The organism is Tropicimonas sp. IMCC34043 (assembly GCF_003390845.1).
Taxonomy (GTDB): domain Bacteria; phylum Pseudomonadota; class Alphaproteobacteria; order Rhodobacterales; family Rhodobacteraceae; genus Tropicimonas.
Genome location: NZ_QMEK01000003.1, coordinates 452,089 through 477,929 on the forward strand (window position 1 = coordinate 452,089; position 25,841 = coordinate 477,929).

At 65.1% G+C, this 25,841-nt stretch carries 20 protein-coding genes and 1 pseudogene; 7 read left to right on the top strand and 14 right to left on the bottom strand.

Annotation, left to right across the window (positions count from 1 at the left end; translation table 11 throughout):
- Positions 1 to 12: 12 nt before the first annotated feature.
- The 5 genes from kduI to DQG17_RS14655 are packed head-to-tail and all read left to right on the top strand — an operon-like array spanning position 13 to position 5,109.
- Positions 13 to 837 carry a 5-dehydro-4-deoxy-D-glucuronate isomerase gene (gene kduI / locus DQG17_RS14635; protein WP_116133575.1) on the top strand — a complete coding sequence of 275 codons (825 nt, stop codon included), beginning with the start codon at positions 13 to 15 and terminating at the stop codon, positions 835 to 837.
- Entirely contained in the window at positions 834 to 1,565 is a 732-nt protein-coding gene (gene kduD / locus DQG17_RS14640; RefSeq protein ID WP_116133576.1) for a 2-dehydro-3-deoxy-D-gluconate 5-dehydrogenase KduD, read from the top strand. The genes kduI and kduD overlap by 4 nt, the downstream gene beginning before the upstream one ends.
- Positions 1,543 to 2,979 (top strand): mannitol dehydrogenase family protein, encoded by a 1,437-nt coding sequence (locus DQG17_RS14645; protein ID WP_116133577.1) that lies wholly within the window; start codon positions 1,543 to 1,545, stop codon positions 2,977 to 2,979. Before kduD ends, DQG17_RS14645 begins: the two co-directional genes overlap by 23 nt.
- On the top strand, positions 2,976 to 4,163 hold the full coding sequence (gene uxuA / locus DQG17_RS14650; protein WP_116133578.1) for a mannonate dehydratase: 1,188 nt from the start codon (positions 2,976 to 2,978) through the stop codon (positions 4,161 to 4,163). Before DQG17_RS14645 ends, uxuA begins: the two co-directional genes overlap by 4 nt.
- Before the next feature lie 16 nt (positions 4,164 to 4,179).
- The gene (locus DQG17_RS14655) at positions 4,180 to 5,109 is read left to right on the top strand and encodes a sugar kinase (RefSeq protein WP_198666137.1); all 930 of its coding nucleotides are present in this window, start codon (positions 4,180 to 4,182) and stop codon (positions 5,107 to 5,109) included.
- A gap of 42 nt (positions 5,110 to 5,151) precedes the next feature.
- Here DQG17_RS14655 and DQG17_RS14660 read toward each other — a convergent pair whose 3' ends face one another.
- The 6 genes from DQG17_RS14660 to DQG17_RS14685 all read right to left on the bottom strand — a co-directional run bounded on the left by DQG17_RS14660 (position 5,152) and on the right by DQG17_RS14685 (position 11,893).
- Positions 5,152 to 6,357: a TIGR03862 family flavoprotein gene (locus DQG17_RS14660; RefSeq protein ID WP_116133579.1), complete on the bottom strand. Its 1,206-nt coding sequence runs from the start codon at positions 6,355 to 6,357 to the stop codon at positions 5,152 to 5,154.
- A gap of 105 nt (positions 6,358 to 6,462) precedes the next feature.
- Positions 6,463 to 7,059, bottom strand: a complete 597-nt coding sequence (locus DQG17_RS14665; protein ID WP_116133580.1) for a glutathione S-transferase family protein — start codon at positions 7,057 to 7,059, stop codon at positions 6,463 to 6,465.
- A 92-nt stretch (positions 7,060 to 7,151) separates the two neighbouring features.
- Complete coding sequence (gene holA, locus DQG17_RS14670) at positions 7,152 to 8,183, bottom strand: DNA polymerase III subunit delta (RefSeq protein ID WP_116133581.1); 1,032 nt, start codon at positions 8,181 to 8,183, stop codon at positions 7,152 to 7,154.
- Complete coding sequence (gene lptE, locus DQG17_RS14675; protein ID WP_116133582.1) at positions 8,180 to 8,677, bottom strand: LPS assembly lipoprotein LptE; 498 nt, start codon at positions 8,675 to 8,677, stop codon at positions 8,180 to 8,182. Before lptE ends, holA begins: the two co-directional genes overlap by 4 nt.
- On the bottom strand, positions 8,664 to 11,291 hold the full coding sequence (gene leuS, locus DQG17_RS14680; RefSeq protein WP_116133583.1) for a leucine--tRNA ligase: 2,628 nt from the start codon (positions 11,289 to 11,291) through the stop codon (positions 8,664 to 8,666). The genes lptE and leuS overlap by 14 nt, the downstream gene beginning before the upstream one ends.
- A gap of 98 nt (positions 11,292 to 11,389) precedes the next feature.
- Positions 11,390 to 11,893 (bottom strand): DUF3576 domain-containing protein, encoded by a 504-nt coding sequence (locus DQG17_RS14685; RefSeq protein ID WP_116133584.1) that lies wholly within the window; start codon positions 11,891 to 11,893, stop codon positions 11,390 to 11,392.
- Between the two features lie 233 nt (positions 11,894 to 12,126).
- Between DQG17_RS14685 and DQG17_RS14690 the strand changes: the two genes are divergently transcribed.
- A complete protein-coding gene (locus DQG17_RS14690; protein WP_116133585.1) occupies positions 12,127 to 13,269 on the top strand; it encodes a porin in 1,143 nt (380 codons plus the stop codon).
- 568 nt (positions 13,270 to 13,837) lie between these two features.
- The gene (locus tag DQG17_RS14700) at positions 13,838 to 15,049 is read left to right on the top strand and encodes a winged helix-turn-helix domain-containing protein (RefSeq protein ID WP_116133587.1); all 1,212 of its coding nucleotides are present in this window, start codon (positions 13,838 to 13,840) and stop codon (positions 15,047 to 15,049) included.
- A 510-nt stretch (positions 15,050 to 15,559) separates the two neighbouring features.
- On the opposite strand, the gene DQG17_RS14705 is transcribed toward DQG17_RS14700, so the two are convergent.
- The 8 genes and pseudogenes from DQG17_RS14705 to DQG17_RS14740 form a co-directional block, all read right to left on the bottom strand.
- The gene (locus tag DQG17_RS14705) at positions 15,560 to 17,158 is read right to left on the bottom strand and encodes an alpha-amylase family glycosyl hydrolase (RefSeq protein WP_116133588.1); all 1,599 of its coding nucleotides are present in this window, start codon (positions 17,156 to 17,158) and stop codon (positions 15,560 to 15,562) included.
- A 37-nt stretch (positions 17,159 to 17,195) separates the two neighbouring features.
- Positions 17,196 to 18,854, bottom strand: coding sequence for an alpha-glucosidase (locus DQG17_RS14710; protein WP_116133589.1), 1,659 nt, complete (start codon positions 18,852 to 18,854; stop codon positions 17,196 to 17,198).
- Between the two features lie 39 nt (positions 18,855 to 18,893).
- Positions 18,894 to 20,009: an ABC transporter ATP-binding protein gene (locus DQG17_RS14715; RefSeq protein WP_116133590.1), complete on the bottom strand. Its 1,116-nt coding sequence runs from the start codon at positions 20,007 to 20,009 to the stop codon at positions 18,894 to 18,896.
- Positions 20,010 to 20,107: 98 nt separating this feature from the next.
- Positions 20,108 to 21,259 (bottom strand): carbohydrate ABC transporter permease, encoded by a 1,152-nt coding sequence (locus DQG17_RS14720; protein WP_116133591.1) that lies wholly within the window; start codon positions 21,257 to 21,259, stop codon positions 20,108 to 20,110.
- 13 nt (positions 21,260 to 21,272) lie between these two features.
- Positions 21,273 to 22,253, bottom strand: coding sequence for a carbohydrate ABC transporter permease (locus DQG17_RS14725; protein WP_116133592.1), 981 nt, complete (start codon positions 22,251 to 22,253; stop codon positions 21,273 to 21,275).
- An 82-nt stretch (positions 22,254 to 22,335) separates the two neighbouring features.
- Positions 22,336 to 23,700, bottom strand: a complete 1,365-nt coding sequence (locus DQG17_RS14730) for an ABC transporter substrate-binding protein (protein ID WP_116133593.1) — start codon at positions 23,698 to 23,700, stop codon at positions 22,336 to 22,338.
- 235 nt (positions 23,701 to 23,935) lie between these two features.
- Positions 23,936 to 24,973, bottom strand: coding sequence for a LacI family DNA-binding transcriptional regulator (locus tag DQG17_RS14735; RefSeq protein WP_198666138.1), 1,038 nt, complete (start codon positions 24,971 to 24,973; stop codon positions 23,936 to 23,938).
- A 554-nt stretch (positions 24,974 to 25,527) separates the two neighbouring features.
- Positions 25,528 to 25,841: pseudogene (locus DQG17_RS14740) on the bottom strand (hypothetical protein); the annotation flags it as partial.

Sequence of the window (25,841 nt, forward strand, 5' to 3'; positions counted from 1 at the left end):
AGGATACCTATCGTGCTGACCGTTGAAACCCGCCACGCCATCCATCCCGATCACGCCAAGGGCATGGACACTGCCGAACTGCGCAGTCACTTCGTCGGAGAGGGCCTGTTCCGCGATGGTGAGATCCGGCTGATCTATACCCACTATGACCGCTTCACCCTCGGCGGGGCTGTCCCGGCCGGAGCCGAGCTGACGCTCGACAAGGTCGAAGAGACCAAGACCGCGACCTTCCTCGAGCGCCGCGAGATGGCAATCGTCAACATCGGCGAGACGGGCAGCGTTTCGGCGGCAGGCGAAACCTATCCGATGGACAAGGGCGACGTTCTGTACCTTGGCAAGGGATCAGGCGCGGTGACCTTCGCCGGAAACGGGCGGTTCTATATCGTCTCGGCGCCGGCCCACAAGGAGCTGCCGGCAAAGCTGATCACCCTTGCCGATGCCAAGAAGGTGCAGATGGGGTCGGTCGAAACCTCGAACAAGCGCACGATCTATCAGTTCGTCCATCCGCTGGTGATGGAAAGCTGCCAGCTGGTGCTGGGCTATACCCGTCTCGAAGACGGCTCGGTCTGGAACACCATGCCGCCGCATGTCCATGACCGCCGGATGGAGGCCTATCTCTATTTCGGCATGGCGCCCACATCCCGCGTCATGCACCTGATGGGCGAACCGACCGAAACCCGGCATCTGTTCATCGGCAACGAAGAGGCCGCGATCTCGCCGACCTGGTCGGTCCACGCGGGTGCGGGCATCGGCGACTATACCTTCATCTGGGCAATGGCCGGCGACAACGTCGACTACACCGACATGGAATTCATTCAACCGGAGGACCTGCGATGATCTCGTTTTCCCTCGAGGGCAAGACGGCGCTGGTGACCGGCGCCAACACCGGGATCGGTCAGGGCATTGCCGTCGGCCTGAACGAGGCCGGCGCGCATGTGATCTGCGCCGGGGTCTCGCCGGCCAGTGACACGCTCGCAAAGCTCAATGACGGCGAAGAGCTTCGCGCCGATCTGATCGCCGATCCGAAGGCGCTGGTAAAGGTCTTCGCCGAACGCCAGATCGACATCCTGGTCAACAATGCCGGGATCATCCGCCGCGCCGATACCGTCGACTTCTCGGAAGCCGACTGGGACGACGTGATGACGATCAACCTCAAGGCCGTGTTCATGAACTGCCAGGCCTTTGCCAAGGCGGCGATCACCGCCGGCCGGCCCGGCAAGATCATCAACATCGCCTCGATGCTCAGCTTTCAGGGCGGGATCCGGGTGCCTTCGTACACGGCCTCGAAAAGCGGTGTGGCGGGGATTACCAAGCTGATGGCCAACGAATGGGCCGCCAAGGGGATCAACGTCAACGCCATCGCCCCGGGCTATATCGCAACCGACAACACCGCCGCGCTGCGCGCCGACGCCGACCGCAGTGCCGAAATTCTCGGCCGCATCCCGGCCGGCCGCTGGGGCACGCCCGAGGACATCGCAGGCATCGCCGTCTTCCTCGCCGCACCGGCATCCGACTATGTCAATGGCGCAATCTACAACGTTGATGGAGGCTGGCTTGCACGCTGAGCGTCTGACTGCCGCAATAACAAACCGCCCCGGGGTCGGCATTGTCCACCTCGGGCTTGGCGCCTTCTTCCGTGCCTTCGGGGTGCCCTGGATCGCCGAGGCGATGCGGGCCTCAGGCGGCGATTGGGGGGTTCTCGGGGTCTCGTTGCGCTCGCCCACGGTGCGCAATGCGCTGCAACCCCAGGGATTTGCCTATACCGCGGTCGAGCTTGGCCCCGATGGCGAAACGCCGGTCGTCGTTGACACTATCGAGACGATGCTGGTCGCGACCGAAGATCCCGATGCGCTGGTTGCGGCAATGGCCGATCCGGCGGTCAAGATCGTCTCGCTGACCGTGACCGAGAAGGGATACTGCCACAACCCGGCGACCGGGCGGCTCGACCTCGATCATGCCGACATCCGGATCGACCTGAGCGGCGAGGTGCCGAAATCGGCGCCGGGCTTCATCGTCCGGGCCCTGCAGGCGCGCAAGGCCGCGGGGCGAGCGCCCTTCACGGTGCTCAGCTGTGACAACCTGCCGAACAACGGCCGGCTGACCCGCGGCGTGATCCTCGATCTTGCGCGCGAGGTCGACCCGGGACTCGCCGACTGGATCGAAGCCGAAGGCCGGTTCCCCTCGACCATGGTCGACCGCATCGTGCCGGCGACCAAGCCCGAGGATATCGCCCGGGTCGAGGAACTGACCGGCTATCACGACGCCGCGCCGGTGATGCACGAACCCTTCCGGCAATGGGTGATCGAGGACGATTTCGTGGGTGGCGAACGCCCCGACCTGGGCGCTGTCGGCGTGCAGATGGTCGCGGACGTGACGCCCTTCGAACACATGAAGCTGCGGATGCTGAACGGCACCCATTCGTCGCTGGCCTATCTGGGCTATCTTGCAGGCTACGAGACCATTTCCCAGGTTGCGGCCGATCCGGTGTTCGAAGGCTTCGTCAAGCGGCTGTGGCAGGACGAGATCATCCCCGCGGTCGCGGCGCCGCCGGGCGTGTCGCTGTCGACCTATGCCGGCGAACTGTTCACCCGCTATTGCAACCCGGCGATCCGGCACCGCACCTGGCAGATTGCCATGGACGGCAGCCAGAAGCTGCCGCAGCGAATTCTGTCAACGCTGGAGGACAATCTGGCGGCTGGTCGGCAGTGCCCGGGGCTGATGCTCGCGGTGGCGGCATGGATGCGCTACGTCGGCGGGATCGACGAGAAGGGCGCGCCGATCGACGTGCAGGACCCGCTTGCCGAGACCCTGCGCGAGGCATCGGACAGCGCCAGAGGCGCCGACAAGGCTCGCGCGATCCTGATGGTGCGCGAGGTGTTCCGGCCCGAACTGGCCGAGGCGCTGATGCCGGGCGTGACGGCGGCCTACGAGCGCCTGCTGGCGGTCGGTGCCCGCAAGGCGGTGGAGGAACTGCAATGAAGGAAAGCTGGCGCTGGTACGGGCCCTTCGACAATATCGCGCTCTGGGAGGTCGCCCAGACCGGTGCTTCGGGTATCGTGACCGCCCTGCACGAAGTCCCCTATGGCGAGGTCTGGACGCGCGAGGCGATCGCAGCCCGCAAGGCCGAGATTGCGGCGGCCGGGCTCGACTGGGTAATGGTCGAAAGCCTGCCGGTGCATGAGCGCATCAAGCGCGGCGACGGCGATCTGAGCGGGCTTTTCGCCAACTACCGGCAGTCGATGGCCAATCTGGCGGCCGAAGGCGTGACCGGCATCTGCTATAACTTCATGCCGCTGATCGACTGGACGCGCACCGACCTGAAGGCACCTGCCAAAAGCGGCGGCACCTGCCTGCGCTTCGACGCCGCCCGCATGGCGGCCTTCGAGCTGCACATGCTGGGCCGGGCCGAGGCCGAGGCGGATTATCCGGCCGAGGTCGTGGTGCGCGCAGGGCAATGGCATGCCGCCTCGACCGAGGCCGATCGCGCGGCGCTTTTGTCTGCCATCATGTCGGGCCTGCCGGGCGCCTTCGAGCGCTATGACATCGAGGGGCTGCGCGAGGCGCTGACGCTCTATCATGGGGTCGGGGCCGAAGAGTTGCGCGGCAACTACAAGCGGTTCCTCGAAGAGGTCGTGCCGGCGGCCGAGGATCTGGGGGTGCGGCTTTGCGTTCATCCCGACGACCCGCCGCGCGACATCCTGGGTCTGCCGCGCGTCGTCTCGGACGCCGAGGACATCGCCTGGGTTCTCGGGGTCGTCGAGTCGCCCGCCAATGGCCTGACGCTGTGCTCGGGCTCGCTCGGGGCCAATCCGGCCAACGACCTGCCAGCCATCGCCCGCCGCTTTGCCGACCGCATCCATTTCGCGCACCTTCGCAACGTTGCCAAGGAACCCGACGGTTCGTTCGAGGAAGCGCCGCATCTCGATGGCGACACCGACATGGTTGACCTCGTCCGCGCGCTGGTCGAGGAAGAGGCGCGGCGGCGCAGTGCCGGTCGTGCCGACGCCGAGATCGTCATGCGGCCCGATCATGGCCACGAGCTGCTGGCCGATTCCGAGCGAAACAACCCGCCCGGATATCCGCTGATCGGCCGGTTGCGGGGGCTGGCAGAGCTGCGCGGGGTGGCCCGGGCGCTTTCGGCGCCCTATGCCATGGCGGTCTAGAACGGAAGGAACGTCCATGCTGAGAAAGATCGCCTGCGTCGGCGAGGCCATGGTCGAGTTGCGGCTCGACGCTGGCGGTCAGAGCGCGCAGATCGGCTTTGCCGGGGACACGCTCAATACCGCAATCTATCTGCGCCGCGGCCTGCCCGAGGGCTTTGACGTGCAGTTCGTCTCGGCCGTGGGGCTCGACGCCTTCTCGGAGCGGATGCTGGCGGCGGTTGCGGCCGAAGGCGTCGGCACCGAGCACATCGCGCAGCATCCTTCGCGCACGGTCGGCCTCTATGCCATCAGCACCGATGCGGCGGGCGAACGCAGCTTTGCCTACTGGCGCGACAATTCGGCGGCGCGGACGCTGTTTTCGGACCCCGAGGGGCCGGAGTTCGCCGCGCTGGCCGGCCACGACTTGGTCTATTACTCGGCAATCACGCTGGCGATCCTCGCACCCGAGGCACGGTCGCGGTTCATGGACTGGATCGCGGGCTTTCGCGCCGCTGGCGGGCAGGTCGCGTTTGATTCGAACTATCGCCCGCGGCTCTGGCCCGATCGCGCAACCGCGCAGACGGCGGTCGCCGCGGCCTGGCGTGCCTGCGATGTGGCCTTCCCCTCGGTCGACGACGAGATCGCGCTGTTCGGCGATCAAAGTGCCGAAGACGTTCTGGCACGGATCGAGGGCTATGGCCCGACCTGCGGGGCGTTGAAGCGCGGCGGCGAAGGCCCGCTTCCCATCGGCAGCCGGCTGGATGCGTTGCCGGACTTCCCGAGGGTCGAACGGGTCATCGACACGACCGCGGCCGGCGACAGTTTCGTGGCCGGGTTCCTGTCGGTCCATGCCCGGGGCGGATCGCTTGCCGACGCGCTCAGGGCAGGGCACGACTATGCCGCCTGCGTCATCACCCATCCGGGCGCCATCGTGCCCAAGGACATCTGGGGCGACGGCCCGGCCTGAGTATCTGCGAACGGGCCGCCGCGCGCGGCAAGGCCCGTCGCTTCAGCCTTGGCCAAGCCTTGTCGCGGCGGCCCGGCCGGCCCAAAGCCCCGTCGCAAGGCAGGCGGTCAGCAGATAGCCCCCGGTCGGGGCATCCCAGGCGAGCATCTCGCCCGCCGCGAAACATCCCGGCCGCGCCCGCAACATCAGATCCTCGTCCACCCCGTCGCGGCGCACCCCGCCCGCGGTCGAGATCGCCTCGTCCAGCGGCCGCGGTCCATTGTGGCGGAGTGGCAGCGCCTTGATCCGCGCCGCCAGATCGGCGCTCGCGGGAAGCGGCGCGCCGAATTCGCGCAACAGCGCGATCTTCACCGGATCGAGCCCCAGCGTCCGCCGCAAGTGGTTCGACAGCGAAAGCTTGCCGCGGGGTCGGGCCAGCCGCTCGGCCACGCGGGCGGCTGTGATGTCGGGCGACAGGTCGATCTCGATCGGTTGCCCCTCGCGGGCCGCCCGGCTGATCGCATAGATACCGCCGCCTTCGATGCCCCGCGCCGACACGACGAACTCGCCGCGATGGCGACGCCCTTCGGCCCGCAGCGCGACGCCCTTGACCGGCGTGCCGAAGAACCGTGCCATATGCGGCGACCAGTCGACCATCAGCCCGACGTTGCTGGGCTGAAAGGGATCGAGCGGCACGCCCGCGCCGGCAAGTGTGGCCGCCCAGGCGCCGTCCGAGCCGAGCCTTGCCCAGCTCGATCCGCCAAGCGCCAGCACCGTGGCGCGCGCCTCGATCCGGCGCGGTCCCTCGGGCGTGTCGAACACCGATGCCTGCCCGTCCCAGCCTTGCCAGCGCCAGCGGCTTCGCAGGCTGACACCGCCCTGATCGAGCCGCCGCAGCCAGGCGCGCAGCAGCGGCGATGCCTTCATCGCCGCCGGAAACACCCGTCCGGTGGAGCCGGTGAAGACTTCCTGCCCAAGCCCGCGCATCCAGTCCTGAACCTCGGCGGGGCCGAAGGCCGCAAGCATCGGGGCAAGCCAGTCGGCGGCCTCGCCATAGGCACCAAGAAACCGGTCATACGGTTCGTCCCGGGTGATGTTGAGCCCGGATTTCCCGGCCATCAGCAGCTTGCGCGCGGGCGAGGGCTTTGCCTCGGTCACGACGACGCTATGGCCTGCGGCGGCCAGCGCCTCGGCCGCCATCAGCCCCGCAGGGCCCGCGCCAACGATCAGTGCCGCGATCCGTTCGTCTTCCACCAGAGTTCCGTCCATGAAGAACCGCTCCGGGCGACAGCACCCCACGGCCTGGCACAGATGTCACGGTTCCGGGGGCGGGCGCAAGGCGGCCAGGCCGCAGCTGCCATCGCGCCCGGGCGCTCAGTCCGTCTGCAGTCGCGTCAAGGCCGGTCGCTGCCGCATCCGCGCCAGATAGGCGACGAGTTGCGGTTCGACGATCGGGAACTGCGCCACATCGGCCCAGATCCCGCAGTGGGTCAGAATGATGTCGGGCACCGTCATCTGGCTGCCCATCAGGAACGGCCCGTCGGCCATGCGCCGCACCAGAACCTTCTGGCTGCGCTCGAATTCCCACTTCAGGCTGGTCTTGATGGCACCGTCGCGCAGTTCGGGCGGCAGCACGAAGCTGTGGCGCGCAGCCATCCAAAGCGCCGAATCGAATTCATCGAGCAGAAACTGGGTGATGCTGTCCTGACGCGCGCGGTCGAGTGTGCCGGCGGGGAATGTCAGCTGTCCGTGGCGGTCGGAAAGGAACGCAAGGATGGCGGTCGAGTCGGTTATCGGGATGCCGTCCACAACCAGCACCGGCACCTTCCCGGCCGGATTCAGCGCGACCACGTCGGCCGATCGCGGCGGCGCCGGCACATGTTCATAGGACAGCCCCAGTTCCTCGAGCATCCAGAGTACCCGAAGCGACCGGCTGTGTACCCCACCGATGACCTTGTATGTCGGCTCCATGGACCCTTGCAGACCTCCACCTGCGAAAGACTTTCACGGATGCCCGTGTCGGTAAAGGCCGTGGCGGCGGTGTCAGCGCGACTTCCGCAACGTCAGATCCGGGCCGACCGCAGCATCGCAAGCCGCACGCAAAGCCGTTCGACCAGCGCCATCTGGGGCGCGGTCTGTCCGGCAGAGCGCAGCGCCAGATCGGTGTCGACCAGATTCGCAAGCGCGCGTTCCAGCCGCCTTAGCCGCCATGCCTCGGCCTGCCGGATCATGCGGTCGCGGCGCGGGCCGAACACGGGCGGGCGCTGCCGCGACAGCCCAGACGCCGGACCGCCGGGATCGGCGGCGGCGGCATGAAGCGTGCGAAAATGCCGGCCAAGCGCGATCACCAGCCCGACGGCTGGCTCGCCCTGGCCATCGAGACGGCGCATCAACCCCGCGACCCGGTCGACCTGACCATCGGCGACGCTGTTGATAAGCTCGTCGACCGCCGCTTCGATACTTGCGGGCGCAAGGGCCGCAACCTCATCGGCGCTGAGCGGCGCGGGATCGCCAAGCTTGTAGAGCGCGATCTTTTCCAGCGTCTGGCGGAAGTCGCCGGGGTCGAGCGCCCGGCCAAGCGATTCGAGATCGCCCATGACAGCCGGGCTGACCGCGCCCATCCCGGCGCGCGTCAGCTCGGCCTCGATCTGCGCCCTGTCGGGCGGGTCGTCATAGATCGCGGCCGCATAGGCGCGCGGGGCATCCTCGAACAGCTTGCGCAGTTTCGACCGTGCGGGCAGCGGACCGGCGGTTGCGACGATCATCGCATCGCCCTCGCGCCAGTCGGCAAGGGCGGTTGCGAAGGTGGCTGTCAGCCCGTCGCCCGCATCCTCGACCAGTACGGCGCGGGGGCCGGGAAAGAACCCGGCCGCCTTGAGCGCATCGAGCAAAGCTGCGGGGTCGCGCCGCAGATCGGCTGCGGCCACCCGCGCCAGGCGCATTTCGGCTTCGCCCTGCGGCCCGATCAGCGCGGCGATCAGATCCTGGCGTTTCAGCGCTACCCGCATTGCGTCGGCGCCGTGGATCAGCACCCCGGGCCGGGACGGATCGGGCCGCTTGAAGAAGGCCGCCGCATCCCGGGTCGAGAGCTTCATTTAGCCCATTTTCCCGCGGTGCTGAGAAGCTGGGTCGCGACCTGTTCGGCCAGCACGTCCATCAGCCGGATATAGGCCGCGTTCTTCTGCGCGTTCGTGGCAACCGTGGTGCCTACGGCGGAATAGGCGACGAATGTGTCGGTAAAGCCAGTATTCAGCACCGCGCCGGTGGCGCGGTTGACCACTTGGTAACTGACATTGCCCCTCAGGTGATAGCGCAGGATCGACTGGCTTTGCGTGATAGCGAGCGAGGTCGAGGAGACGTTGATCGTATAGCGCAGTTCAAGCGGCGAATCCTCGCGCCCGCCGAGATTGTCCTCGAAGGCGCTGGCAAAGAGAAAATCGATGCGGTCGCTGGGGGTGGCGGCGCGCACCTTGCCCTGGATCAGGGTACCGGTCCCCTGGGGGCCATAGACCGGAGAAAATCCGCAGCCGGCGGCTGCCAGTGTAGCCCCGAGGCCGGCAAGGACGCTTCTGCGATCAGACCACGACATTCACGATCCGCCCCGGCACCACGATCAGTTTCTTCGGTGAGCCGCCTTCCAGCGCCTTCACGACCGCGGCATGTTCCAGAACCAGCGCCTCGACCGCGGCCTTGCTGGCGTCCTTGGCGACCTCGATCTCGCCGCGGCGCTTGCCGTTGATCTGGATCGGCAGGGTCACGGTATCCTCGACCAGCAGCGCGGGGTCGGCCTTTGGCCAGCCTGCCTCGGCGACCAGACCCGTCCCCCCCAGCATCGCCCAGAGCTCTTCCGCCAGATGCGGGGTCATCGGCGACATAAGCTGCGCCATGACGCGCATCGCCTCGGCCTTTGCCCCGGCGCTGGCGGCGGATTTCGCGACCGTGTTGGTGAAGCCATAGAGCTTGGCAATCGAGGTGTTGAAGGCGAATCCCTCGATCCCCTCGGTCACATCGGCGATGGCGCGGTGGGTGGCGCGTTCCAGCGCTTCATCCTCGGCACCGCCCTCGGGCGCGCCCGCATCCTTCAGCTCGAAGGCAAGGCGATAGACCCGGCCCAGATGCTTGAAGGCAGCCTCGGCGCCCGAAGCGGTCCATTCGACGTCGCGCTCGGGCGGGCTGTCGGACATCACGAACCAGCGCGCGGTATCGGCGCCATAGGCCGCAACGATCGACACCGGATCGACCACGTTCTTCTTCGACTTCGACATCTTGGCCGAGGGGATGACCTCGACCGCCTCGCCGGTGGCTTTCAGAACGACCGTCCCGTCGGCACTGCGCTCGACCTCTTCGGGCAGATGATAGATCGGCCGCCGGCCTTCGTTTTGCGGGACGCCATCGGAAACGGTCGTCCCGTCATAGCGCAGCGGCTCATAGGTCAGGTAAATCTCGTGGGTCACCATGCCCTGGGTAAACAGCGCCTCGAACGGCTCCTTGCACTTCTCGGGCAGGTGGCCGGTCAGGTGCATGGCGCGGGCGAAGAACCGGGAATAGAGCAGGTGCAGGATCGCGTGCTCGATGCCGCCGATATACTGGTCGACGTTCATCCAGTACTCGGTCTCGGCGGGGTCGGTCGGCGTCGTCGCGTGCGGCGCGGTGAAGCGCGCGAAGTACCACGACGAATCGACGAAGGTGTCCATCGTGTCGGTTTCGCGTTTTGCTGGCGCCCCGCAGACCGGGCAGGGCACGTCGCGCCATGTCGGGTGCCGGTCGAGCGGGTTGCCCGGCGCATCGAAGCTGACGTCGTCGGGCAGGCGCACGGGCAGGTTCTCGCGCTTTTCGGCCACCACGCCGCAGTCGGCGCAATGCACCACAGGGATCGGGCAACCCCAATAGCGCTGGCGCGACAGCCCCCAGTCACGCAGCCGGAACTTGGTGACGCCGGTGCCGATCCCGAGCGACTCGAAATGCGCAATGGCGGTGGCAATGCCTTCTTCACCGGTCTGGATCCGCTCGCCCGCGAATCCGCGGACATAGTCGACCCGTTCCGACTTTTGCGGGACAAAGGCCGCGCCGCCGTTCTCGGGTGCCACGAACTCTGCGCCCGGATCGAGCGGGGCGAAGGTCGAATGGACCGTCAGGTCGTATTTGCGGGCAAAGTCGAGATCGCGCTGGTCGTGCGCCGGGCAGCCAAAGATGGCGCCGGTGCCGTAGTCCATCAGGATGAAGTTGGCGACGTGGACCGGCAGTTCCCAGTCCGGATCGAACGGGTGACGCACCTTCAGCCCGGTGTCGAATCCCTTTTTCTCGGCGGTCTCAAGCTCTTCCTCCGAGGTGCCCATGCGGCGGCATTCGGCGCAGAAGGCGGCCAGTTCGGGGTTGCCGGGTTCGAGCGACTTGACCAGCGGATGGTCGGGCGACAGGCCGACGAAGCTTGCCCCCATCAGCGTGTCGGGGCGGGTCGTATAGACCTCGATCGTCTCGTGGCCCTCGGGGGCGTTGATCACCTCGAAGGCGAATTGCAGCCCGCGGCTGCGTCCGATCCAGTTGGCCTGCATCAGCCGCACCTTCTCGGGCCATTTCTCCAGCCCCTCGAGCGCATCGAGCAGCTCGCCCGCGAAATCGGAAATCCGGAAGAACCATTGCGTCAGCTCGCGGCGTTCGACCAGCGCGCCGGATCGCCAGCCGCGCCCGTTCTCGACCTGTTCATTGGCCAGAACCGTCATGTCGACCGGGTCCCAGTTGACCATCGCGGCCTTGCGATAGATCAGCCCGGCGTCGAGCATGTCGATGAACATGCGCTGCTGCTGGGCGTAATATTCGGGATCGCAGGTGGCGAACTCGCGGCTCCAGTCGATCGACAGGCCCAGAGGCTTCATCTGATCGCGCATGGTGGCGATGTTCGAATAGGTCCAGTCCTTGGGGTGGCCGCCGCTTGCCATCGCGGCATTCTCGGCCGGCATACCGAAGGCGTCCCAGCCCATGGGGTGCAGCACGGAATAGCCGCAGGAAGATTTGTAGCGGGCGATCACGTCGCCCATCGTGTAATTGCGCACATGCCCGATGTGGATCCGCCCCGAGGGATAGGGAAACATCTCGAGCACATAGTATTTCGGCCGCGCCGGGTCGTGGCGGGCGGTAAAACACCCCGCCGCCTTCCAGGCCTTCTGCCATTTCGGTTCGATCTCGGACGGGATCAGGCGGGACATCGGATTACCTCGGCTCGGCGCGCATTTCCTTGGCTCGCGGCTTGATAAGGGGCGCCTGCGCGGGCGTCCAGTGCTGCCGTGCCGGGGGCGGACGACGCCTAAAGGTTGGCGTGGCTGATCCGCAATTGCCGTGCGCGGGTCAGGATCGCATCCTCGACCGCCCGGACGGTGTCGGGATCGGCCGGCCCCCCGCGGGTGGCCACCGCGACCTTGAGCGAGCGTGCATCGAGCGCCGGATCGGTGACCTGCACGGTGGCGCGATAGGCCGTGCCGCCGCCCGGAGGCCTGCCATAGCCGAACACGATGACACCCGAGAACGGGTCGATGCGTTCGACCGGCAGGAAGCTCAACACGTCGAGCGAGGCGTTCCAGAGATAGCGGTTGACCTCGAGCGTGATGTTCGGGTCGTCGAGGTTGACGAAAAGGTCCCAGATCGTGTCGCGTTTGTAGCCATAGTCATTCAGCGCGGGATTGAACTCGTCGGGCAGGTTCGCGGGTCGGTCAGTTACATTGACCGAATTTCCGCCCTTGCCGCCGCAGGCCGCAAGCGCAGCCATAAGGACAAGTCCGGTCCCGGTCCGTATTAACGATCGGAAGGTCATGCCCTTTACCCTCTTCAACTTTTCGTCGTGTCTACCCGAGCGTCCCGAGCCGGACAAGTCATAGCGGACGGGCGGGGAAAAACCACTGTGGCATTGCTGCACCAAATTTTCGGCCGTGCCGTGCGATTTTGAAGACTGCATTGCAAACAGGCCCTCCCGGAGCGAGACACATGGCCATACCCAATTCGGATTCTCGAGTTGAGGTGAACTCTTGAGATAAACGAGGGAAAACGATGAAAAAGCTTCTTCTCGCTTCGACGGCGCTGGTTGCCTTCGCTGGCGCAGCTGCCGCAGAGATCAGCATCTCCGGCTCGGCGAAAATGGGTCTGGTTGGCGCTTCGGCGAAGTCCAAGTACGATGTCACGGACGGCGATACCGGCGTAAAGACCAAATACAACAGCACCTACACCTCGCCGGCGCAGTTCTTCCAAGACGTCGACGTGACCTTCACGATGTCGGGTGAAACCGATGGCGGCCTCGCCTTCGGTACCTCCGTCGACCTCGACGAAGCCGTCAAGCTGGACAAAGAACTCAGCAACCAAGGCGTTGCGATCTTTGTGTCGGGCGACTTCGGCACCGTGACCATGGGCGACACCGACGGTGCGCTGGCTGCCGTTCTGTGGTCGGGCGACGAACTGTCGAACACCCCGGGCTCGCTGAACGACGCCGACACCACCACGCTGGGCTTCAACGACACCTGGCTCGACGGTTCGGGCGACGGCCAAGTCCTGCGCTACGACTACACCTACGATGCGTTCCAGTTCTCGATGTCCTTGGAGCAGCAGCCGACCGGTGACAACGGCGAAGTTCTCGATGGTGACGACGACATCATCTGGGCTGTCGGTGTTGGCTACACCTACACCTTCGGCGGTGGCAACGCGATCTTCGGCCTCGGCTACCAGCAAGCTGGTGACGGCGCCATCGAGTTCGAAACCACCGACGCCGACCTTCTGAACCTCGGCGATGATATCTTCATCGGCGGCGGCGACACCACCGTTTGGGGTCTGACGGCTGCGGTTCAGCTGGACAACGGTCTGACCACCGGTGTGACCTACTCGCAGTACGACTTCAAAGACTATGACGTCAACATCGACTACTGGGCCTTCGGCATCGGCTATGTCTACGACGCGTTCCAAGTTGGCGTGAACTACGGCGCCTTCATCGGCGACGACGATGCCGACGTGACGCTGCAAGGCTGGGGTATCGCTGCTGCCTACGATCTGGGTGGCGGGCTCGACATCGCGGCTGGCTACGGCTGGTCGTCGATCGACGGTACGCTCTACACCGACTACAACGACGACGGCGTGACCGACAAGGTCAAGACCAACGACGTGACCGCCGAGAACTGGTCGTTCGGCCTGCGTATGGCCTTCTGATCTCGGATCGGAATGCACTGCATAGAGGGCGGGTCTTCGGACCCGCCCTTTTTCGTTGTGAAACAGATGCTTGATGGCTTTCCGTCGACCCGATGGTCGCGGCCCTCCCCGTAAAATCCGGACAATATGCGGACGCCGCAGCAGCCGGAACGACTGATCAGGTGATCGTTTCCGGCGTTCTCTGGCTTCGCGTCGGGCGGCCGTCCTTGTTCCCTCTCCTTTTTCCCTCTCGCTTCCATCTGGCGAACCGGCAGATCGTGGCCAGGAAGAGGGCGTCCCTCTGGTGGGCCCTGCGGTTCTCATAAAGCGGCGATGGCAATGGCTGGGTGCGCCGTCCCCAGCGACGCGGTCGCTGCTCGGGGCCTCGGATTTTCCCGGCGGAGGTTCGGTGGATTGGGCGTGCTCCAGCAGAATCGGGGCGAGCCGCTCAGGCTCATCTCTGACCTGCGGTAGGGGTACGGCCCACCGAAGTGCGGAGACGCTCAGCGACTCTCGCAGAGGCGCGGCTGTGCAGTTCGGCAAGGAGGCCATTGGACTCGCGTCGCGGTATCGACGATAGAGTTGCGGGATGACACGCCCCGTTTTGGACAATCAGCACGCACGCCGCCTGTTTCTGGACCGTCACCTCCTGTTGCGCCCGGGTTCGGGGCCGGGCAAGGGTGAGGACCTGAACGCTGTGCTGCACGGGCTTGGGTTCGTCCAGGTCGACAGCGTCAACACGCTTGCCCGCGCCCATGATCTGATCCTTTGGTCCCGCCGCGGCCAGTACCGGCCAAAGGCGCTCGAAACCCTTGTCGCGCATCATCGCACGGCCTTCGAGCACTGGACGCACGACGCGGCGATCGTCCCGATGTCGTTCTATCCGATGTGGCGCCTGAAGTTCACCCGCGACGAGGCGCGGATGCGCGCGCGCTGGACGCCGGTGCGCCGCGAAGGATGGGAGGACGAAATCGATACCGTGCTCCGCCACGTGGCCGACACTGGCCCGGTCTGTTCTCTCGATGTGGGCGGCGGCGAGAAGAGAGGATCGTCGGGCTGGTGGGACTGGCATCCGTCCAAGACGGCGCTCGAATTCCTCTGGAGATCCGGCAGGCTGGCGATCAGCCACCGGCGGGGCTTTCGCAAGTTCTATGATCTGGCCGAGCGCGTGATCCCGCCAGAGCACAGCGACCGCCGACTCGACGACCGTGACATCGTCGACTGGGCGATGTCGGAGGCTCTGTGGCGCCTCGGCTTCGGCACGAGCGGCGAGCTGGCGGCCTTTTTCGACATGGTGACACGCGATGAGGCGAAGGCCTGGTGTGCGGAGGCACTCTCGTGTGGACGCATCCTGGAGGCGGACATCGAGATGGCGAATGGAGCCCTGCGGCGCAGCTTTACGACAGCTTCCATTTTGGACGAGGCCTATTCGCTGAGCGCGCCAACGTCGCGCGTGCGCATTCTTTCGCCGTTCGATCCCGCGCTGCGAGACCGGGCACGGGCCGAACGGCTGTTCGGCTTCCACTACCGGATCGAGATCTTCGTCCCCGAAGCCAAACGGCGATACGGCTATTATGTTTTTCCGGTTCTACAGGGCGACCGGATCATCGGGCGCCTCGACGTCAAGCGGGCCGGCAATGCTCTTGCCGTCCGCGCCTTCTGGCCGGAAGTCGGCGTGGGCATGGGCAGGGCGCGCACCGCCGGTTTGATGTCGGAACTCGAACGGGTCAAAGGGCTGGTCGGATCGGATAGGGTAGAGTTCTCACCGGACTGGCTGCACGATCGACCGTCGGCCGCATGACGGTTCCGGCCCAGAATGGCTATCCGCCGATCTCCAACCCTACTTCCGCTTTGCCCGCCAATTCAGTCATTCCGCTTAACAGGCAAGGCCACAATTAGCTGGCGATGGGGTACCTGTTTCCAATCCCGGGCAATCTTTCATTGAGCTTGATATGCTGTTCACGGAATGTCGATGGCAGCCATCCTCGTTGGTCCCAAAAGCGGCGTTGTTTCGGCCTCAAAAGCCGCCTTTCCGTAAAAACCTATCGTGCCAGCAAACCGTGGGATCCTGCAGCAGACGATTAACTGACGCCGCGGCGGACGCGGACCAGTCCGCAAATGCGGGCACCGCGACAGAGGGAAGGTCGACCTCGCGTTTGATTTCGGCGCACTGGCTCCCGTCTTGCGGCCCAACCTTTCCTCTTCTTGCCGCCAGCCGGAGCACCGGGAACGCGCGGCCAGAACGAGCGCAGCCCCATGGCAGGACAGGGCTGCTCGCGCGTCCCGCGCGGCGGAAATGGATATCCAGGGGTCACGGGACCAGAATGATCGCCTCGTTGGGCTGCAACGTCAGGGTCTGGAGCCGCGTCCCCGCCCGGCCAGCATGCGACGAGAGCAGTACCTTGCCGCCAACAGGGACGAAGCGCGGCGCGGCGGAGAAATTCAGGCACACCAGCAGACAGGCGGATCCGGCGCGTCGTTCGAAAACGTAGACGTCATTCTCGCACAGGACGTCGCGATAACCGCCGTCGGACAGTGCCGACTCCCGACCCCGCAGGGCAATCAACTCCCTGACAAAATTCAGCATCGAGCCCGGATCTGCCGATTGTGCCGCGACATCGCCTTCGGGCGGCAGGTGCACCGGCAGCCATGGCGCGCCAGAGGTGAAGCCTGCATTGGCGGCGGGCTGCCACGGCATCGGGGTGCGCGCCGGATCGCGGCCGAGCCCGAGGCCCGGCACCCGGCGCTCCCACGGGTCCTGCACCGCCTCGGGCGGGATGATCGCGTTGTCCATGCCAAGCTCGTCGCCCTGATACAGCGTCGGCGTTCCGCGCAGGGTCAGCAGCAGGGTCGCCGCGACCCGCGCCTGCCCGACACCGACACGCGAGGCGATTCGGGAGATGTCGTGATTGCCCAGGACCAGCGTCGGCCAGGCGCCCTCCGGCAGGGCCGACTCGTAGCCGTCGATCACCCCGGCGATCGCTTTGGCGTTCCAGGGCGTTGTCAGCAGCGAAAAATAGAATGGCAGGTGGAACAGATCGAGATCCTCGCCGTAATAGCGGATGACCTGATCGAGCGTGCCGGCCGTCTCGCCGATCAGCACCCGATTGGGATAGGAATCGATCAGCCGCCGCATTTCGCGCACGACGTCGTAGACACCGGGCTGGTGCGACATGCGGGTCTGCAGGTGCGAGCGTGCCGGGCCCATCGCCTCGATCCAGTCGGGGTTCGGGGGATGGTCGCCACCCTCCACGTCGGGGGCTGCATAGATGATCGCATCCACCCGGAAGCCGTCGACGCCGCGGTCGAGCCAGAAGCGCATGGCCCCCAGCATGGCGGCCCGCAATTCGGGATTGCGCCAGTTAAGCGCCGGCTGCTCGGACAGAAAGACGCTCAGGTAGTATTGTCCGCTCGCGGCGTCCCAGGTCCAGGCCGAGCCACCGAATTCGCCGATCCAGTTGGTCGGCGGGCTGCCGTCGGGCTTTGCATCGCGCCAGATGTACCAATCGCGTTTCGGATTGTCGCGCGAGGACCGGCTTTCGACGAACCAGGGGTGCTGGTCCGACGAATGGCAGGGCACGAAATCGAGGATCACCTTCAGCCCGCGGGCGTGGGCAGCGCTCAGCAGGCTGTCGAAATCCGCAAGCGTGCCGAACATCGGATCGACCCCGCAATAATCCGACACGTCATAGCCGAAATCGGCCATCGGCGAAGGGAAGAAGGGCGAGATCCAGATCGCGGCGACGCCGAGGGCCTGCAGATAGTCGAGGCGGGTTTCGATCCCCCGCAGATCGCCAATGCCGTCGTCGTTCGAGTCCTGGAACGAACGCGGATAGATCTGATAGATGACACCGCGTTTCCACCAGTCGGTTGCGATGTCGGCATCGGGGCGGGTCAGGCTCTGGGTCATGTCGTCGACTTTCGGGAGGGGGGAACTTCAAGCCGGGTCAGGGTTTGCCGGCGGTTGTCAGTTGGATCGCGACGGATTCAAACGGCGCGAGGGCAAGCGTTTCGCCAAGGCTGCTGCGCGGGGCGTGGCTCGCGATCAGGCACGACCCATCGCCGCGAATGTCGACGGGCACAGAAAAATCGACCGGCGCGGCGGTGAAATTGGCAATGACGATCATGCGCGTGTCGCCCAGTTCGCGCAGATAGGCGAAGACGGTGGAATCGTCCTTGGCGAGCGGACGGAGGCGGCCCGAGACGATCACCGGCAGATTGCGGCGCAGGTCGGTCAGCCGCCGGTAGTGGGCGAAGATCCCGTTCGGGTCCGCCCGGTCGGTCGCCACGTTGATCGTGACATGGTTCGGATTGACCTCGATCCATGGCGCGCCGGTGGTGAAGCCCGCCTGATCGGCATCGGTCCATTGCATCGGCGTGCGGGCATTGTCGCGGCCGTTCTCGTTGGCGCCCCGGATGAAATCCTCGGGCGTCACGCCGGCGGCGATCTGATCGGCGTATTTGCCCAGCGTCTCGATATCGCGGAACTGGTCGATGCGGGTGAAGGCGGCATTGGTCATGCCGATCTCCTCGCCCTGATAGACGAAGGGGGTGCCCTTCATCAGATGCATGACCGTCGCCAGCATCTTGGCCGACGCAACCCGGTGCGGCCCGTCATCGCCGTATTTCGACACCTGCCGCGGCAGGTCGTGGTTCGACAGGAACAACGAGTTCCAGCCGTCCTCGGCCAGCGTCTCCTGCCAGTCGAACAGCACCGTCTTGAGCCGCACGAGATCGAAGGGCTTGGGGCGAAACTTGCCGAAAACCTCGTCCTCGAAGGCGGTGACATGGTTGAACTGGAACACCATGTCGAGCTCGGCCCTTTCACGTCCGCAATAGAGCAACGCGGTTTCGCGACTGACCGACCAGCTTTCACCGATGGTGACAATATCGCGGCCGGCCAGCGTTTCGCGGTGCATCTCCTGCAGAAAACCGTGCAGGTAGGGGCCTTCCTCGTAGATCCCCGCATCGACGTCCTTGCCGATCAGGCTGATCACATCCATGCGGAATCCCGCGATGCCGCGGTCGAGCCACCAGTTCATCATGTCATAGATCTCGGCCCGCAGGGCCGGGTTCTGCCAGTTGAGGTCCGGCTGCGCGGCGCTGAAATGGCCAAGGTAATACTGCCCGATCTCGGGCACATAGTTCCACGCGGATCCGCCGAAGCTGGCCTGATGGGCGCTCGGCGGGCCGCCATCCGGGGCCGGGTCGCGCCAGACATAGAAGTCGTGCTCTGGCACGTTGCGCGAGGTGCGGGCGGCGCGGAACCAGGCGTGATCGGACGAACTGTGGTTGACCACCAGATCCATCACGATCCCGATCCCGCGGGCCTTCGCCTCGGCCACCAGCCGGTCGAAATCTCCAAGCGTGCCGAACTCGGGGGCGATGTCGCGATAATCCGAGATGTCATAGCCGTTGTCGGCCATCGGGCTTCGATAGACCGGGGACAGCCAGATGAATCCGATGCCGAGATCCCGCAGGTGGTCGAGCTTCGAGACAATGCCCGGAATGTCGCCGATCCCGTCGCCGTTGCTGTCGCAGAAACTGCGCGGATAAATCTGATAGCCGGTGGATGTCTGCCACCAGACACCGTCTTGATTTGTCATGTGAACCTGTCCCGGAGTGCGTGGTGTGGGTGGACGCGATCAGGAGCGCGCTTCGAGGTAGTGCAGCGACTTCCCCTGATGGAATACATGCATGTCTTGCGGGTCGGCGGCCAGATCCAGCGGCGTGCCAGCCGAAATCCGGTGAATTCCGGGCAGCTTGGCGATGGTCTGACCGTCGTCTCCCTCGAAGGCGCGGACCGGGTCCATGTAGACGACCGTCACCTCGCCCAGCTTCTCGGTGATCTGCACCTTGCTCTGGACCAGCACGGTGTCGCCGTCGGCGGCGACGCGCAGGTTTTCCGGCCGGACGCCAAGCGCGACCGCGGCATCCCGGAGGCTGGCCGGGGAGGGGATCGGGACCGTCATTTCCGCGCCGGAGGGTAGACGAAGGCGCGTGTCCTCGCCGGTTCCGGTGATCCTGGCCGGCAACAGGTTCATTGCGGGCGAGCCGATGAATTGCGCCACAAAGGTGTTGGCGGGCTTCAGGTACAGATCCAGCGGCGTGCCGACCTGACTGATCCCCTTGTTCGCCAGCACCACGATGCGGCTCGCCAGTGTCATCGCCTCGACCTGATCGTGGGTGACATAGATCATCGTGCGGTCAGGCATCGATTCCTTCAGTTGCGCGATTTCAAGCCGGGTCGCCACCCGGAGCGCCGCATCGAGGTTCGAAAGCGGCTCGTCGAACAGATAGACCTTGGGATCGCGCACGATTGACCGGCCAATGGCGACGCGCTGGCGTTGCCCGCCCGACAGCGCCTTTGGCAGGCGGTCGAGATAGGGCGTCAACTGCAGCTTCTCGGCCGCAGCCGTCACGGCGGCGTCGATCTCGGGCTTCGACTTCTTCGCCAGCTTCAGTGCAAAGGCCATGTTGTCGCGCACCGTCATGTGCGGGTAGAGCGCATAGGACTGGAACACCATGGCGATCCCGCGCTGCGCCGGCGGCACCTCGTTGACCACTTGCCCGTCGATCTCGAGCGTGCCGCCTGTGATCTTTTCAAGCCCCGCGATCATCCTGAGCAGGGTAGATTTTCCGCAGCCCGAGGGGCCGACAAAGACGATCAACTCGCCCTGCCTGATATCGAGGTCGATGTCCTTCAGAACGTCGACCTCGCCATAGCTTTTGGCGACGTCGTTCAGTTTCAGGCTTGCCATTCCATTCTCCTCCTTGCACGCCCGTGGCGGGCAGCCGCGTGCGATCCCCGCGGCGGGGTCGATGTCCTTTCGCGCCGTCCTGGCGCGGGGGATCTGGTCTATTTCACCGAACCGGCCAGCAGGCCGCGCACCAGGAACCGCTGCAGGCTGAAGAAGACGGCCAGCGGCACTGCAATCGAGACGAAGGCCGCTGCTGCCAGGATCCCCCAGTCGCCACCGCGCGAGCCCAGCAGGTCGTCGGCGATCTTCACCGTCATGACCTTGTATTCGTCGGCCGAGGGCAGGAAGACCTTGGCGACCAGCAGGTCGTTCCAGGTCCACAGGAACTGGAAAATCGCGAAGGATGCGAGTGCGGGCAGCGACAGCGGCAGGATGATCTTGACGAAGATCTGGAAATCGGTGGCGCCATCGACGCGGGCGCATTCGATAATGTCGCGCGGCAGACCGGCCATGTAGTTCCGGAGCAGGTAGACGGCGAGCGGCATCCCGAAGCCGGTGTGCGCCAGCCAGATGCCCGGGAAGCTCTGCCCGATGCCGACGGCGTTGTGCAGATTCAGCACCGGCACCAGCGCAAGCTGGATCGGCACCACCAGCAGCCCGACGATGCCGGCGATCAGCAACCCGCGGATCTTGAACTCCATCCAGGCCAGCGAATAGGCGGCGAAGGCGGCAACGAGGATCGGGATGATCGTGGCCGGGACCGCAACCGTCAGCGTGTTCATGAAGGCGCGGCTCATGTTGTCCGAGGTCAGCACCGTCCGGTAGTTGGCGAGCGTCAGCTTGGGTGGACTCTTGGCGGCGAAATAGATGCGCTTGCCGCGGTTGCCCGGATCCTCTGGCGTCACCCAGACATAAGAGCCGTCCGGGTTGACCGTCAGCGTCTCGCCCCCGCCCAGATCGGCCGTCGTTCCGACCTGAAAGGCGCGCGGCTCGGCGCCCTTGATGCCAAAGGCCGACACCGCACCCGGATCGCCGGTAAAGGCCGCACGCGCCTCGCGATCATCGAAGATATTGCCCGAGACGGAGAAATGATCGCCTTCGGGCGCCGTGTCGGCGCCGGTGCGGCCACGCGCGGTCAATTCGACCGCGAAGGGCGCCTTCCACCAGCCCGACGCCGAGATCTGGTCGCGGTCGCGGAAGGACGAGACGAAAAGCCCGAGGGTCGGGATGATCCACAGCAGTACGAGCGTGAGCGTGGCGATGTTGCTGGCCCAGACGAAGCTGGATTTCTGTCCGGCGATATTGTCCATGTCGGCGCTCCCTCTAGCGGATTTCTTTCTGGGCCTGGCGAATGTTCGAGATCATCACCGGAAGCACGATGATCATGATCACCAGCGCCACCGCGGTCGCCCGGCCGTCGTCGCGGAACATGAAGCTCATCATGTAGCTTGGCAGGATCTCGGTGCCGAAATTGCCACCGGTGGTGGCGTAGACGATGTCGAAGATCTTCAGCGAACCGACGGTGATCGTTGTCCAGACGACGACGATGGTCGGGAAGATCTGTGGCACCTTGATGCGGAAAAAGGTCTGGAACGGGTTGGCACCGTCGATGATCGCGGCCTCGACGGTTTCCTCGGGAATGCCGCGCAGCGCGGCCGAGAGGATCACCATGGCAAAGCCGGTCTGGATCCAGATCAGGATGAACATCAGGAAGAAGTTGTTCCAGAACGGGATCTGCAGCACGTCGACCGGCCCGACCCCGAACAGGCCAAGCAGGATCGCGTTGACAAGCCCGATGTCGCTGTCGACCGCATAGACGAATTTCCAGATCAGCGAGGCGCCGACAAAGCTGATCGCCATCGGCATGAAGATCAGCGACTTGGCGGCGTTGCCCCAGGCAAGCTTGTCGGTAAGCTGCGCTGCGAGCAGGCCGAAGGCGACCGACGCCGCGGGCACGAACAATGCCCAGAGCGCGTTGTTCAGAAATGCCCGGCGGAAGTCCGGCGATTGCAGCAGCGCGACATAGTTGCCGAGGCCGATGAAATCGGCGCCGCTGCGGTTGAAGAGCGACCGAAAGGCCGAGCCCACCACCGGATAGGCAAGATAGACAAACAGCACGAACAGCGCCGGGAAGATGAACAGCCACGGCCGGATCTGGTTGGCCCGGGCGATGTTCTCGGTGATGCGCGGCCCCCTGGCGGGATAGAGCACGCGGTCGAGCACCAGGTTCGAGGTGTAGAAATAGGCGATGCAACCGCTGACGCCCAGAACGATCGTCGTCAGTCCCTGAAAGACGGGATTCATCGAAGCTCCTCCTCTGCGGCCCTGACGCCGGGCCATGGCCCCGGACCGCGGCCGTTCCGCGGTCCGGTCACGGACGCGGTGGCTACTTGATCGAGTTCCAGCGGGTCTCGACCGCTGCAGCGGCCTCTTCGGCCGTCAGATTGCCGGTGGTGTATTCCACCATCGCGTTCCAGAAGGCGTCGGTGCCGATCTCGCCCGGCATCAGGTCCGAACCGTCAAAGCGGAAGGTGGTGGCGCTGGTCAGGATCTCGCCCAGCTTGCGCTGCGTGTCGTTGGCATAGGCGTCCGGGTTCGCCTTCAGATGCGGCGTCAGGATCTGGCCCTGCGACATGAAGATCTCGTGCGCGAACGGGGTCTGCAGGTATTCCATGAAGGCCTGCGCAACCGGCTTGTCCTGGGTGACGGTGGCCAGCCCGCCAGAGCCGAGGATCGGCCGGCCAAGATCGAGGCCCTCGTAGGCCGGGAAGTAAAAGAAATCGACATCGACGCCCATCTCGACCCCGTCGGGGAAGAAGTTGGGGATGAACGAGGCCTGCTTGTGCATCAGGCATTTCGGTGGAAACTCGAACAGCCCATCCGGGCTGTCGCGGAAGTCGATGGTCGCCGCGGCCTTTGAGCCGCCATCGACGAGATGGTCGTTGCGGGCGAACCAGCCGTAATCCTCGATCGCCGCCACCACCCGCGGATCGTCAAACGGGATCTGATGATTGACCCACTGGTCATAGACCTCGGGCGGCTGGGTGCGCAGCATGAAATCCTCGACCCAATCGGTCGCGGGCCAGCCGGTGCCGGCACCGGCGCCAAGCCCGAGGCAGAACGGCGTCATGCCGTCCGCGGCGATCTGTTCGGTCAGCGCTTTCAGCGCCTCCATCGTTTCGGGAACCTCGTAGCCGTTCTCTTCGAAGGCCTCGGGCGAATACCAGACCAGCGATTTCACATCGGTGCCAAAGATCGTGCCGAAAACATGTGTCGCCCCGTCCGGCCCCGGAAAGCTGGCCAGATCGGCCCAGGAGTCGCCGGCGGCGAAGTTTTCCTTGTACCAGTCGCGGGTGCTGTCGGGCAGCGCCACGATCGCGCCGCGGGCGGCCAGATCCCTGGCGAGACCGGGCTGCGGGAACATCGCGACATCGGGCAGAGTCCCGGCCTGCATGGCGATCACGATATCCTGCTCGAAGCTGTCGGAGCCGGAATAGGTTACAGTCGCCCCGGTCGCTTCCGCGAAATAGGCGAAGACATTCTCCAGCCGCGTCTTGTCGACCCCGGTGCCGGCGCCGAGAATGGACAGCGTCTGGCCGGTGAAATCGTGGTTGGCCGCGAAGTCCTCATAGACGCCCCAGTTGTATGGGCCATCACCTGGTGTGCGCAGGAGGTGGTTGTCTGCGATCGCCGCGCCGCCGGCGCAGACAAGCGCCGTCGTGGCGGCAAATTTCCGTGCAAGAGCGTTCATCCGTGGTTCCTCCCCCATGAACGGCTATCATCCCGGCGCGCCATGCCCAGAATGGATCAAAGTTAGAATCCGAAACGTTACCATTTAAAACCGAAACGTTTCGGATAAGGTAGATCAAGATTATTGACGAGTCAACGACGAACAAATGACCGACCGACACCGGGGCCGGCGGACGGGACGTCGGAACGACACAGGAAACGCGATGCTGCTGATTTTCGGGCTGAAACGCAGAGGTTCAGCGTGCGGAGGCGCTGCCCGACGGTTCCGCAACCGAGGCCCCCTCGACAAGCTCGGGCCGCATCAGCACGTGCTCGATCTCGGGCGATTCAGGGGCAATGGCCCGACTCATCAGGGTCGCCAGGGACGACCATGCTTCCGACAGCGATGAGCGTGTCACGCAGAGGGAGGGGTCGAAACCTTCGGCCGGATACTGGATCAGGACGTCGTCGTGGGCCACGAGCGACAGATCGGATGGGATGGAAAGGCCCAGTTCCGCCGCCGCGTCGTAGACACCGCGCGCCAGCATCATGTTGCCGGCGATGATTGCCGTTGGCGGCTCATCGGACCGCAGCCACTCCACCGCCGCCTCCCGGCCGCGGGCGCGGGTCATCGGACCATAGCTCACGTGAATCGTCTCGGGCGCGATCCCGCGATCGGTCAGGGCCCGGCGTGCCCCCGCCGTGCGGGTGCTGGAATAGATCCGGTGATCGTTTCCGTTCAGGAACAGGATCCGGCGATGCCCGGCATCGAGAAGCCGGCCCGCCAATGCCTCGCCCACGCGGAAATTGTCGAGATCGACAAAGAAGTGCTCGGCAACCGCGTCCTGCCCGTGCACGACGAAGGGGATTTTCCGTTCTTTCAGGTAGCTGACTCGCGGGTCCGGCTCCTCGAGTTCGGTCAGGATGAACCCGTCGATGCCGCCGCCGTAATAGAGTTCGTCGAACGCGCCGGTCACGTCGGCATTGCTGTCGACCACATGCAGAAGGAACTTGAGCCCGTGGCGCGAGATTGCCTGCGAAATGCCCACGACCATGTCGAACATGATCTCGCGCCCGGAGGCGTCGATATCGCTGGGTATGACCATGGCGACGAAGCCTGTCTGACCGGTCTTGAGCCCCTTGGCGATGGAGTTCGGCCGATAGCCGAGGCGCTGTGCTGCCTCCCGCACGCGCTCGCGCGTCTGCTCGTTGACATCGCTGAAGCCGCCAAGCGCGCGGCTGACCTGGGTCAGCGACACACCGGTCTCCTTGCTGATGTCCTTCAGTGTCACCATCTCAAGCCGGCTCGCTTTCCGTCGTTTGCGTTGCGCAGCGACAGGGCCACAATCCATTGAATTGCGCAAGGCAGAGGCGCCCGGACGAGTTTGAGAGATTTCATTGAATGTCGCGTCGGGGAAGAATCGAGATCGAGATCTCAGCGCGCCTGTCCTGTGTGCGCGGCGAAGAATGGCTGTCAGTTCGTCAGGGATCACAGGCTTGGGCGCGCGACAAGGATTGCCAGACGGCCCAGGAAATGAACCGACGGGCAAACTCCGGTGTGAGGAACCCGGCTTCTGTGACGGCCCGGCAAAGCCAGCCATGTGTTGAGGCCCACCACGCGGAAGTCCGATTTGGGCGCCCCTTCGACCGGAAACGGCTCTTCCGCCTTGTCCGTCTCCTCGTCCTCAGAGCAGGCTGACTTCAGTCGGCGGGCCTTTCGGGGGAGCAGATCACCGGTCTCACCCGTTCAGGCCGTGGACCGACCACGGCGCCAAATGGATCGTGTGACACCAGCAAGGACCCTTGCCGCGCCGGGTCGAGGCAAGCTCCCACTGCCAAGCCGCCGCGATCAAGCCACGACGATCTCGACGCCCAGTTCCGCTGCGGTCTCGATCTCGTCGGGCTGCAGGGGGTTGTCGGTGATGATCGTGTCGAACAGGGTCACGCTGCCCATCCGGTACAGGGCCGAGCGACCGATCTTGTCGTGATCCATCAGCAGGACCCGATGTCGGGCGTTCTGAAGCATTGCGAGTTTCACGCGCACCACACGTTCGTCCTGATGATAGACATCCGGGAACTTGAGCGCCGAGGTCGACAGGAAACAGATGTCGACCATGAAGTCGGCAAAGCCCAACTCGGCCCGCCGTCCGAAGAAACCGTCGA